6 protein-coding genes and 2 pseudogenes are annotated in these 12,723 nt (G+C 69.2%); 6 read left to right on the forward strand and 2 right to left on the reverse strand.

The features are described 5' to 3' along the window. Positions 1-10: 10 nt before the first annotated feature. The 4 genes from pglY (at position 11) to JE024_RS36185 (ending at position 10,509) form a co-directional block, all read left to right on the forward strand. A complete protein-coding gene (gene pglY, locus JE024_RS36170; RefSeq protein WP_205378071.1) occupies positions 11-3,904 on the forward strand; it encodes a BREX-2 system ATPase PglY in 3,894 nt (1,297 codons plus the stop codon). Beyond that, positions 3,904-6,822 (forward strand): BREX-2 system phosphatase PglZ, encoded by a 2,919-nt coding sequence (gene pglZ / locus JE024_RS36175; protein WP_205378072.1) that lies wholly within the window; start codon positions 3,904-3,906, stop codon positions 6,820-6,822. Before pglY ends, pglZ begins: the two co-directional genes overlap by 1 nt. Before the next feature lie 163 nt (positions 6,823-6,985). Beyond that, a complete protein-coding gene (gene brxD / locus JE024_RS36180; protein ID WP_244883647.1) occupies positions 6,986-8,296 on the forward strand; it encodes a BREX system ATP-binding protein BrxD in 1,311 nt (436 codons plus the stop codon). Positions 8,297-8,349: 53 nt separating this feature from the next. Next, positions 8,350-10,509: a DEAD/DEAH box helicase gene (locus JE024_RS36185; protein WP_205378074.1), complete on the forward strand. Its 2,160-nt coding sequence runs from the start codon at positions 8,350-8,352 to the stop codon at positions 10,507-10,509. A 13-nt stretch (positions 10,510-10,522) separates the two neighbouring features. Here the strand turns inward: JE024_RS36185 and JE024_RS42195 are convergent. Continuing rightward, positions 10,523-10,756 (reverse strand): annotated as a pseudogene (locus JE024_RS42195) (NUDIX hydrolase); the annotation flags it as partial. Positions 10,757-10,873: 117 nt separating this feature from the next. Between JE024_RS42195 and JE024_RS36195 the strand changes: the two are divergent. Further along, entirely contained in the window at positions 10,874-11,347 is a 474-nt protein-coding gene (locus tag JE024_RS36195) for an NUDIX domain-containing protein (protein WP_205378076.1), read from the forward strand. 414 nt (positions 11,348-11,761) lie between these two features. On the opposite strand, the gene JE024_RS36200 is transcribed toward JE024_RS36195, so the two are convergent. Beyond that, the gene (locus JE024_RS36200; RefSeq protein ID WP_205378077.1) at positions 11,762-12,043 is read right to left on the reverse strand and encodes a hypothetical protein; all 282 of its coding nucleotides are present in this window, start codon (positions 12,041-12,043) and stop codon (positions 11,762-11,764) included. Here JE024_RS36200 and JE024_RS42435 point away from each other — a divergent pair. Beyond that, a pseudogene (locus tag JE024_RS42435) lies at positions 11,969-12,503 on the forward strand (nucleotidyltransferase domain-containing protein). The gene JE024_RS36200 and the pseudogene JE024_RS42435 overlap by 75 nt on opposite strands. Positions 12,504-12,723: the final 220 nt, after the last annotated feature.

A 12,723-nucleotide genomic window follows, 5' to 3' on the forward strand; every position in this document is an offset into this window, starting at 1 on the left:
CTTAAACACCATGGCGTTCATGAGTAGGAACAACTCTCGCCCCGAGGACCGCCCGCTTCTGCGGGAGCTGATCGACATTCCGGAGTCGGTGTCCACCTCCGACTTCGTGCTGAAGCTGAACGAGGCGGTCAGCGCCGAGGGGGCTGAGGCGGCCCTGAAGGACTACGTCGTCACCGACCGGCTACTGGGTAACTTCGACGAGGCCCTGGACCTGATCAAGTCGGCGCTCGACAGCCATTCGTCGAAAGCGGCATATCTGCACGGTTCGTTCGGTTCCGGTAAGTCGCACTTCATGGCGGTGCTTTACGCGCTGCTCTCGCGCAACCAGGCCGCTCGGAACCGTAGCGAGCTCGATCCGGTGCGGGCCCGGCACTCTTGGCTCGACGCGGATGACCGTAAGTTCCTGCTGGTGCCGTACCACATGCTCGGCGCCAAGTCTTTGGAGCAGCGGGTGCTCGGTAAGTACGTGGAGCACGTACGCAAGCTGCATGAGGATTGCCCGCTGCCGCAGGTCTACCGGACCGACGGGATCTTCGAGGACTTCGCTGAGCAGCGCCGCCGTAACGGCGACGACTGGGTGATCGCGCAGCTCGCCGATGCCGGTGGCCAAGAGGACGAATGGGGTGATTCTTTCACCTGGACCAGCAGCCTTCTCGACGAGGCCATGGACGCGGTGGAGGAACACGAGAACACCAAGAGCCTCGATCTGGACAATCCCTCCACGCCGAGGGAACTGCGTGCCCGCCTCGTCCAGGACCTCACAAGAACGCTGTTCCCCGCCTTCGCGCGCAATGCTTCCGAGGACGCCAGCGGCTTCATCTCCCTCGACAGGGGGCTCAGCGTCATCGCGGCGCACGCCAAGGCGCTGGGCTACGACGGGCTCATCCTGTTCATGGACGAGCTGATCCTGTGGCTGGCCACTCTCATCCACGACCAGAAGGTGCTGGGCAGGGAATCCAGCAAGGTGACGAACTTCGTGGAGGGCGGTGACGAGCGGCGTGCCATTCCCGTGGTGTCGTTCATCGCCCGTCAGCGTGATCTGCGTGAGCTGGTTGGTGAGGAGATGTCGGGTGCCGCCGAGGCGGCAGTGCAGGACACCTTGAAGCTCAACGGTGGGCGTTACGACGAGATCGTCCTGGAGGACCGCAACCTTCCTCAGATCGCGCAGGCTCGTCTGCTCAAGCCCGTGCCGGGGGCCGAGGCGAAGGTGGATGCGGCGTTTGCCGAGGCCAAGAAGCTCGGCCCGGATGTGTGGGACACCCTGCTGGGTCACGACAAGTCCACCACCGGCGCGGACGAGGATGCTTTTAGGCGGACGTACCCGTTCTCGCCGGCGTTCATGGACACCCTGGTGCACATCTCTGCCGCGCTGCAGCGCTCCCGCACCGGCCTGAAGCTGATGAGTCAGCTGCTCGTCGACCACCGTGATGACTGGCGGCTCGGACAGCTCGTGCCGCTCGGCGATCTGTATCCGGCGATCGCGGGCGGCGGCGACAAGGCGTTCAGCGGGGAGACCAACGTCCACTTCGAGGCTGCCGACAAGCTGTACCGGGACAAGCTGCGCCCGTACCTGCTGAAGACCAACCAGGTCACCGAGGACCAGGTCGAGGCGTACCGACGCTCTCCCGAGAGCCTGGACGACCCACAGCTCGCGGCCCGTTGCCGCGACTTCACCGGTGACAGCCGGCTCCTGCAGACCCTCTTGCTGTCGGCGCTCGCGCCCAGCGTGCCGGCGCTCGCCGACCTCACGTTGGCGCGGCTGCACGCCCTCAACCACGGTTCCATCACCACGCGCATCGCGGGCACCGAGGTCGGTCGGCTCGAGCAGAAGGTGAAGGAGTGGGCGGCGACCTTCCCCGAGATCAAGGTCGCCGGTACCGGGCCGGGCGCGGTGGTCCGTCTAGAGCTCACCGGCGTCGACCTGGACGCCGTCCTCGCCAACGCACAGGTCCACAACAACCTGGGCAACCGGCGCGCCAAGATGCGCAGCCTGCTCAAGGATGCGCTCGGGGTTGGCGACGGGCCCGGAGGCTTCGACGCATACGACGTGCTTGACCTTGTATGGAAGGGCACCGAACGACAGATCGAGGTGGTCTTCGGCCACGTCGCCGACGTCGACTCGCTGTCCGAGGCGACCTTGCGGCCCAGCCAGGACGACGCCTGGCGGCTCGTCGTCGATTTCCCGTACGACGAGGGCGAGTTCGGTCCGATGGACGACCTGCAGCGGCTGCGTGCCCTGCGGGAGAAGCCGGGCGGCGACTCGCGCACCCTGGCCTGGCTGCCCACACACTTGACCGACGCCTCCCGCAGTGACTTCGAGCGTCTCGTCGTCATCGACAAGGCCCTCGCCGACGAGGCCCGCTTCGACTCCGAATTCGCACGCAGCCTCAACGCTGACGACAAGGCGCGCGCCAAGAGCATGCTGCAGTCGCAGCGCGACATCCTCACCGAGCGCGTCACCCAGGCGCTGCGGCAGGCGTACGGGCTCGCGCAAAAGCAGGAAGGGGTCGTCGACCTCGGCTTCGACACCCACCTGGTCGCCCAGCAGGATGTGCCCGAGCTTCGGCTTCCGCTCGGTGCACCGCTGGACGCCGCCGCCCGCGACCTGGCCGGCAAGCTGCTTGCCCACCAGTACCCCGCCCATCCCGACCTGGACCCAGACGGCACTGGCAAGCCTGTGAAACCTGCCGAAATCAGGACCGTCTTCGAGTACGTGCGCAAGGCCGCCGAGGACCGCGACGGACAAGTCGAGGTCGATGGCAAGGACCGCAAGACCATGGCGCGGATCGCGGGCGGCCTCGGCCTCGGCACCATGAGGGAGGCGTACTACCGGCAGTCCACCACCTGGCCTGACCACTTCACCAGCCAGGCCCGCCGGGACGGAACCGCCGAGCCGACTCTGGCAATGCTCTCCGACTGGAGCGACCTTCCCGAGCCGCGCGGCCTGCCCGAACCGCTGCGCCGGCTGCTCGCCGCCGCCTACGCGGAGATGACCGACCGGGTGTGGGTACGCGGGGGTGTCCCCGTCGAACCGGCGCCCGCACCGCATGAGCTGAAGCGGGACTACGCCCTGCGTGAGCAGGCTCTGCCCAGTGAGGACGACTGGACTGAGGCGCGCAAGCGGTACGAGACCGTGCTCGGGGACCGGGCGCCGCAACTGCGTCGCGGGCGGATCGTCAACCAGTTCGCCGGACAGATCAAGCAGGCCGCCGCCGTGCTCGCCCAGGACGCAGGACGGCTCGTCGGGGAACTGGAGAAGCACCGTTCATTCCTGCGCCTCGACGACGGCTCGCCCCGCCTCGTCCTCGCCCGGCGGGCGCAGGAGCTGGTGAAGTCGGTGACGGAGGCCGGCATAGACGCCAAGACCGTCGTTGACCGACTCGCACGCTTCGACCTCGGTGACTTCACCGCACACCGCTACGCCATGTCCCTCAAGGGCGCGGGGAAGGTCGCTGCCGCGCTGCAGAACACCAGCTGGGACCAGCTGGGCCTGGCCGACACCCTCGGTGTGGACGGCGCGGCCGTCCTGGAGCGGGTGCGAGATGCCGCCGCCGGCGACCCGGGAGACTACCCCGACCTGCCGGGCGTGTTGCAGGCCGGTGGGCGGGAGGTGCTGTCCCTGCTGAGGTCCCGACAGACAACGGCCGAGCAGCCCCAGACCCCTGCCACCCCGTTGCCGAGCTCGGACGACGTGGACCTGATCGGCGGCTCCGCCCACCCCCAGGTGCTGCCGGAGCCGGTGGCGCAGCCGGGGCCCCGCACGCCGTCTCGGTCCGTTGTCCGCTCCGGCGGCGGGCGGACCACCGCAGCGCGGGCTGCTGCCGAGCTGCAGGCGGAGATCGCGGCGCTCGCGGCCGAGAACCCCAACGCCACCGTCGAGGTCGTCTGGAGGGTTGTCGACTGATGTCCGACACCGTCACCACAGCGCCCGCGTCCGCCGGTCTCGCCCGGCTGCCGGCGGGGACCGTCCGCCAGTACCTAGCCGCCCGCAGTCGGCTCGGCGACGGCACGGTCCGCGTCCTGCTGCTGCGGGCCGATCCGGCCTGGGACGGGCCCGAAGTGCAACAGACAGCGGGCGGGCTGCGGGCGCGTGTGGCCGTCGGGCCCTCGGTATTGGCCGTACACGAGCAGATCCTGGGCCATCTCGACGCGGCAACTCCCCCCGACCCCAAGGTCCTGGTCGTCCTTACCGACCGAGAGGACACCGACCTCGACCCCGGGCTGCTCGCCCGCGTCTACGGCGGCGGGATCCGGTCCGTCGACAACTGGGAGGTCGTGCAGGAGGCGTTCGACGCACGCGGGCTCGACGGGCGACTGCGCAGTGAGACCTGGGCGGCCGAAGCGCTCCTGGACGCGGCAGCCACCCGTGGCTGGCCCTCATTGGGTAAGGGAGTGCTCTCCCGAGACGAGGCACTCACCCGGCTGGCCAGGCGCCGTCTCCGTATCGGCCGTCACGACACGGATGCCCTGGGCGGGCCGGCCGCACACGAAGACGGAGACCGCATCGACCCCGTCGCACTGTTCCGATGGACTCTCACCCCTGGCGGCCCCGACCTCCTGCGCGACCTGCGCGGACCGGAACGGGCCGGCTTGACCCGCTTCCTCGCCGAACCCGAGCAGGGCGGTTCCACCGGAAAGATCATCACCGCTCTGGGGAACGCTGAACACGGGGTAGACGCAGCCGCCTACGCGGTCGTCTGCGCCGCCTTGTGGGGGCACGCGGAGGCCGATCACGACTTGTACCGGGCGCGAGGGCGCGCCGAGCGGTGGCTCGGCGAGCAGCCTCCCGCCCAGGGCGACGACCTCGACAGGCTTGTGGCCTCCTTCGGCTCCAGCGGCGAGGCGTTCGTCCGCGGGCTTGTCGACCGAGGCGAGCACCGGCTCGCCGACCCGGTCCTGACTCGGGCCGCACAGCTCGTGGCACAGTTTGGGGCACAGGCTGCCGCGACTGCCAGCCCGCTGCTCTCGGCCGGACTCGACGCCCGCTTCACTGCGGCTGGTCGTGCCCTCGCCGACGGCGGCACCGACACGATCACTGATGCCGTCACCGCGCTGGCCGACCATGCTCTGGCCGCCGACGGCGCCACCCGCGCGCGAATCGAGCGGGTGAGGATGGCGGCGCGCTTGCGGCAGTGGCTCGCCAGCTCGCCTGAGGCCGATATCGCCTCGGTCGCTGACGGTACCGCCCGCCAGATCTGCGAACTCGGCTGGGTAGACCGGGCCTTGGAACACCTCGAAGCGGGCGGCGACCCGGACGACGTACTCGCCGACGCGTACAGCCGGATCGGCGCGCAGGCGCGGGACAAGCGCCGCGAGCTAGACCGTGCATTCTCCGAGCGGCTCGCGGTGTGGACCGCGGGTGGCACCGCCCCCGGCGCCATGCTCACCGTGGAGAGCTTGCTGGACCGCGTTGTCGCACCCGTCGTGGCCAGCCCCGGCCGACGGGTCCTACTCCTGCTCGTGGATGGGATGAGCGCGGCGATAGCTGCGGAGCTTGGCGAAGAACTCCGGGGACAGTGGGCGGAGTTCGACCCGCTGCCCACCGTGGCCGGACCGCCCGTCCGGCGCGCCGTGGCTGCCGCGCTGCCCACCCTCACGACCGTATCCCGGACCTCGTTGTTCGCGGGCACCCTGATGAAGGGCGACCAGAACGACGAGAAGCGGCTCTTCCCCCAGCACTCCTGCTGGAACGGGGCACCGGCGGTCGTCTTCCACAAGGACGACTTGCGCGGCCCCGACACCGGCTCGCCGTTCTCCACCGCCCTCACCGAAGCACTCGCCGACGATCACACCCATGTCGCGGTCGTACTCAACACGGTCGACGACCGCCTCGGCAAGGAGCAGAAACTCGGCGACGGCGCGTGGCGGGCCAAGGAGATCGGCGGTCTGGAACCGTTGCTGCGGGCTGCCCGTGCGCATGGCATGACCGTCCTGCTCACCTCCGACCACGGTCATGTAGTCGAGCGGCGCGGCACCAAGCTCGACGCGGCCGGCGGCATGGTCGGTTCGGCCCGCCACCGCACTCCTGGCGGACCCGTGGCCCCGGCCGAGATCGAGCTGTCCGGACCGCGGGTGGTCTGGCCGGAGCCCGGATCGCGGATCGTCGCGCTGCGGGACCACGACACCCGGTACACCGCGCTCAAGGCGGGCTATCACGGCGGGGTGACCCTCGCCGAGTTCACCATCCCGCTCCTCGCCCTCCTTCCCTTCGGCGCCGAGCCGCCGATCGGATGGCGGGAGCTGGGCGACCCGACACCCTCCTGGTGGACGGAGGACGCCGAGGACGGTGTCGTCGTCGAGGCCAGCACCAAGAACGAAGCGAGCACAGGTGGCGTGCCCGATGCCGCCGTGGCGAGCCCGCGCCGCAAGCAGAACAGGAAGGCTGCCCCGCCCGCTCCCGAGGGCGTCATCAGCCTGTTCGGCGAAGAGGAGGTGGCCCCCCCCGTACCGCAGGAACCCGGGAAGTCGGCGGCCGAGCCCGAGCCCGCACCCACCTCCAACCAATTCGAAGACCCTGCTGTTGCCCTGGTCGAGCGGCTCATGGAGACCGAGCTGTACCAGGCACAGCTGGACCTTCTCGCCCGTAAGCCACGCGACAAGACCGTCCTCCCGAAGGCACTGGTCGCGCTTGTCGAGGCCGGCACCCTGCCGATGACCGCTCTTGCCGAGCGAGCGGGCCAGCCCGCCACCCGTGCACCCGGCTTCGCAGCGACCCTCGCCCAGCTCCTCAATTACGACGGCGCCCAGATCCTGGAGATCCTCCCTGACAATCGCACCCTTCGCCTGCACCGCGCCCAGCTGATCGAGCAGTTCGGGCTGTGAACCGGCGCGGTGCCCCTGCATCCGGTGGGCCGGTCTCCCGGCCCGCCCGGTCCGCGTGCTGGATGCCAGGCTTTGGCGTCGGAATCCGGCCAGGTGGGCGGCCGGATGGGAGACTGTTCGGGTGAACGCGTTTGGATCTTCAGCATCAGGGGCCGCCACCCCGATCGGCGTCGTGCGACGGCGCGCCGTGGTGGATGCGCTGCGGCGCGGCGCTGTCCCCGAAAGCGGCCTCGACCTGCTCGCGACCGGCCTGGGCCGCTTCGAAGGGGCAATCGACGAGGAACTGGACGCCGTCGCCGGCGGCGGCTCGGTGTTCAAGGCCGTGCGTGGCGAGTACGGATCCGGCAAGACCTTCTTCACCCGCTGGCTCGGCGAACGCGCCAAACGACGCACCTTCGCCGTGGCCGAAGTACAGGTGTCGGAGACCGAGACCCCCCTACACAAGCTGGAGACCGTCTACCGGCGGCTCACCGAACGCCTGACCACCGTGAGCTTCCCGCCGAGCGCCCTGCGGCCGGTCGTCGACGCGTGGTTCTACGCGCTGGAGGAGGACGCACTCGCCGACGGCGCGAGCGAGAACGAGCTGCCGCAGGCCGTGGACCGGCTTCTCACTGCCCGCCTTGCCGAGGTCTCCCGGCATGCCCCTGCCTTCGCCACCGCCCTACGTGGATACAAGCAGTCCCTGGACGCCGGAGACGAGGCCACCGCCGCCGCGGTCATGGCCTGGCTCGGTGGCCAGCCGCACGTCGCCGCAGCCGCCCGGCGCAGCGCAGGCGTCCGCGGCGACCTGGACCACTTCGGTGCCTTCGGCTTCTTGCAGGGCCTGCTCACCGTGCTCCGGGACGCCGGGCACGCCGGACTCGTTCTCGTGCTGGACGAGGTGGAAACCCTCCAGCGGGTTCGTTCCGACGCACGCGACAAGGCACTCAACGCACTGCGGCAGCTCATCGACGAAGTCCACTCCGGCCGCTTCCCTGGCCTCTACCTCGTCATCACGGGAACGCCCGCCTTCTACGACGGACAACAGGGCGTACAGCGACTCGCACCACTCGCCCAGCGACTAGCCACCGACTTCACCACCGACCCCCGCTTCGACAACCCACGGGCCGTCCAGATTCGACTGCCCGGATTCACCGAGCAGTCACTGACCGGCCTGGGCGCCACCATCCGCGACCTGTACGCGGACGGCTCCCAGTCCCCGGACCGGATCAAGCAGGTCGCCGACGACGCGTACCTCACCGACCTGGCACGGGCCGTGGGAGGTGCTCTTGGCGGAAGGGTCGGAGTAGCACCCCGGCTGTACCTGAAGAAACTGGTCGGGGACGTGTTGGACCGGATCGACCAGTTCCCCGACTTCGACCCGCGCACGCACTACAAGCTCACGGTCTCCAGCGGCGACCTCACCGCCACCGAACGGAACTTCGCCGCGCCCACGCCAGCCGCCTCCGCGGACGATCTCGACCTCGAGCTCTGAAGAGCCATTCCTCGAAGCCCCGACCTCTGACGACCAGCGCAGGAGCCATAGACGTGCAGGATCAGCCGCGCGCCACCGACCCGGTGGAACGCCTCGACCCGGTAGTCCTGCACCACATCGTCAACACACTCGGGTGGCCGGATCTGCGCACCCTGCAGAAGGAGGCCGTACACCCGCTGATGGACGGCGAGGACGCGATCCTGCTCGCGCCGACCGCCGGAGGGAAGACGGAGGCAGCCACCTTCCCGATGCTGTCCGCAATGCGGGAGAAGCACTGGACCGGCACCTCCGTCCTCTACCTTGCACCGCTCAAGGCACTCCTGAACAACCTGGTGCACCGGGTCGACAGCTACGCCCAGTGGCTGGGCCGCCGAGCCGCGCTCTGGCATGGCGACACCCCGGAGTCCGTGCGCCGCCGCATCCGCACAGAGTCACCCGACTTCCTGCTGACGACGCCCGAGTCCCTCGAAGCGATGCTCATCAGCATCAAGACCGACCACACGCACATGCTGGGCCGCGTACGCGCCGTCGTCGTCGACGAGGTGCACGCCTTCGCGGGGGACGACCGCGGCTGGCACCTGCTCGCCGTACTCGAACGCCTGGAGCGACTGACCGGCCAACGGATCCAACGCATCGGCCTCTCCGCCACCGTCGGCAACCCCGACACCCTGCTCACCTGGCTCCAGGGCGCCAGCCCCGCTAACCGCCCCGGCCGAGTCGTCGCCCCCGGAGTGACCCTGCCCGCCAGCGGGACCGCATCGGCCGGCGCCGAAAATCTCCCGCGCCCCGCTGGAGAGGTGGAACTCGACTACGTCGGATCTCTCGCCAACGCTGCCAAAGTGATCTCCGCCCTGCACAAGGGCGAAAAACGGCTCGTCTTCTGTGACTCGCGCAAGCAGGTGGAAGAGCTCGGCGCGGCACTACGGGCGCGCGACGTCACCGTGTTCCTCTCCCATGCCTCCCTCTCCGCTGACGAACGTGCTCGCTCCGAGCAGGCATTCGCCGAAGCACGCGACTGTGTCATCGTCTCCACCTCAACCCTCGAACTCGGCATCGACGTGGGCGACCTCGACCGCGTCATCCAGATCGACTCACCCAGCACGGTGGCCTCTTTCCTGCAACGCATCGGCCGTACCGGACGCCGTGCCGGCACCGCCCGTAACTGCCTATTCCTCGCCACCCGGCCCGACGCCCTCCTCCAAGCCGCTGGCCTCCTCACCCTGTGGACCCGAGGTTGGGTTGAACCCGTCACCCCGCCCCCCTCGCCGCGCCATCTCGTCGCGCAACAACTCCTCGCTGTCACCCTGCAGGAACACCGCCTCGGCGACCGCCTATGGCCCGAACAATGGAACGGTTTGGCTCCCTTCGACCGCTCCGCTGGCCCTCTCTTGTCCCACCTCGTCGAAAACGGCTTCCTCGACAGCGACGGCGGCATGCTGTTCATTGGCACCGAAGCCGAGAAACACTTCGGCCGACGCCACTTCATGGAGCTGACCGCTTCCTTCACGGCACCGCCTGAGTTCACCGTGCTTGCCGGACGCAAGGAGATCGGGACCACCGACCCCACCGTCCTCACCGAGGAACGCCCAGGCCCGCGACGCCTGCTCCTGGCCGGCCGCAGCTGGCAGGTCACCTTTATTGACTGGGCTCGACGTCGCGCCTTCGTCGAACCCGTCGAAAACGGGGGCATCGCCAAATGGCAGGGAAGCGAAGCCCGCGGTCTCTCCTACGCCCTCACCCGCGCCATGCGCGACGTCCTCCTCGGCACCGACCCAGACGTACGCCTCACGCGCCGCGCCACCACTACCCTCGCCGAACTCCGCATGGACCGCGCACCCCACGAAGTGCACCCTGCAGGTACCCTCCTCGTCCGCGACGCAGACGCCACCCGCTGGTGGACTTGGGCCGGCTACCGCGCCAACGCCACTCTCACAGCTTCCCTCGGAAACCTTGCTGATCCCGTTCAGCGCCCCACAGACACCCACGTCCGCCTGCGCCAGGACCTCAGTTCGAAGGACTGGAAGGTCGCCCGCTCCGAATTGGCCGAGTCCCTCACCCTGCCCACCGTTGATCCGCGTGCCGTCCGCGGCCTCAAATTCTCCGCTGCACTTCCCCCCCGACTCGCCTCCGCCACGCTCGCTGAACGTCTAGTGGACTTCGACGGCGCGCTTGGCACCGCCCGTGAGCCTGTACGAGTGGAATGGGGCAGCTGAACACCCCGGCGTTCGTCCCCGTACGTGCGGCCAGGTCCATCGACGCCAGGCGCGCGGCGAAGATGTGCTGGACGGCAATGCCGTCATCCAACTGGTCGGTGATCAGGTGGACGAACTCGGCGCCCTCCAGCTCGCCGCCCAGCTCCTCGAACACCTACTGGTGCAGGGCCGCCTTGATGGTTGCGTCGTCCTGCTCCACCCCGCCGCCGACCGACACCCAGTACGGCTCTCTGTCCGGCTTGGTGTCGCATCCGAAGCCCTGATCGCCACCCGCCCATGAGTCGATGGTGCTGGCGGCCGAATTCCGTCGCCGGCTACAGAGGCGCCCTGTAGCGTGACCGGCCTTGACGATCGGAGGAGAACCATGCCTGAGAAGGCCGCGGAATCCGGCCGTACGTATGCTGCTCACTACGCTGACGTTCACCTGATCGTCCGCCAGGGCGACGAGATCCTGATGGGGCGACGCCGCAGCCAGCCTGTGTTCCCTGGCATGTACCAGGTGCCGGCCGGGCTGGTGGAGGACCGCGAGCCCGCCACGCTGGCAGCCGTCCGTGAGTTCACCGAGGAGACCGGCGCCACCGCCGACCCCTCCGACGTGCGATTCGTTCACCTGATGCACCACGTCTCCACGCACGCTGGGTCACGGCGGATCGCCTTCTTCTTCGAGGTCGAGCGCTGGCAAGGCCAGATCGGGAACCCCGAGCCAGACAAGTGCGAGGGCTGGCAGTGGCACAAGCCCAGCAGTCTTCCCGTGCCTCTGCCTCCGTACCTCGCGGTCGCCGTGCAGTACATCGCCGACAGCGTCACGTATAGCGAATACGCTTGGCCCTCCGCATGAGTGCTGGCGACACGTGGATGCGGCCGTGCCCAGGACCGGACACCACCCGCACACTGCTTGCACTTGCGCGAAAGGAAGAACGCATGCCGGTCCCGGAGTTAGCCCGTCGCGTCGTGGTCGCCGATGCGCCCGAGCTGGTCAGGCTGAGATGGATCATGTTCGGGTCGCCTGGTACAGAGCCCCCTCCGCGAAGGGCGGCGGACTGCGCAACGGCATTCGTCCAACGCCTCGACGACCCGCTGTTCGCCATCTTCGTCGTTAACACGGGGAGCGTCGGCCTGACCGCCTGGGCCGCTGGAACCTGCACTCCTCGACTCCCCAGCCCGGGGAACAGCGCCCCCTATGCCGGGCACATCGGGTCGGTGGCCACCGACCCGGCGCACCGCCGCCATGGGCACGGCCGCGCGTGATCGGCTAGCCGGGCAGGGCTGCACAGTCATCGATCTGTACGCCTCGGCGGACGGCCGCCGCCTGTACGACACGATGGGCTTCGTTGTCGGGGCCCGATGTCGCGATGATCTGGCGCGCACCGGGCGCGAGCCGTGAATGGTGACCGGCCAGGGCCCCGGGCAGAGCTGGCAGCCCGCACCGCTGACTGAGGTTGCCGCTCTGTTCTCGAAAATGGCTGCGCCGTGGTGGATCGCGGGCGGTCATGCCATCGAGCTTGCCACAGGCCAGTCGTTCCGTGAGCACCACGACATCGACGTCCTCGTGCTGCGCCGAGACCAGCTCGCCGTTCAGGAGGTCCTCGCCGCGTGGCAGTGGTGGGCTGCCGACCCGCCTGGGAACCTGCGGCGGGGCGGCCCGGCGAGCTGCTGCCGGTTGGCGTGCATGACGTCTGGTGCCGTCCCAGCGCGTCGGCGCCGTGGCGGATTCAAGTGATGCTCGACGAGGCCGAGGGCGACGAGTGGGTGTCGAGGCGGGACCGCCATGTGCGGCGCGACCTCACGGACCTGGGTGCAGTCTCCGCGGCCGGCATCCCTTACTACGGCCGGAGATTCAGCTCTACTACAAGGCGAAGCAGCCGCGGCCCAGGGACGCGGTCGACTTCGTCGCGGTGCTGCCGATCCTCGACACCGGGCAGCGGGCATGGCTCGAGCAGTCGATCGGCAGCACGTGCGGGCCGCACCCATGGATCGAGCAGCTCGGCGAGTAGCGGCGGAGCCGGACAGTCAGGGTGCCTTGACGGGGACGCGGAGCACTGAGTGAATGGCGGCGAGGCCCCCGGTTGGGGGTGTTACCTAGTCAGAAAATCCTCCCACGTACGCCTGTACCCATCGGGGTTTCGGCGTGGGTAGCGTGCGCAGGGCGGTTGCCGTGAAGGGCATAGCGGTGGTGTAGGCCGCTGCGGGCACGGGTGTCCCCCGCCAGGCCGG

The sequence above is a fragment of the Streptomyces zhihengii genome, from assembly GCF_016919245.1.
GTDB classification, from domain to species: domain Bacteria; phylum Actinomycetota; class Actinomycetes; order Streptomycetales; family Streptomycetaceae; genus Streptomyces; species Streptomyces zhihengii.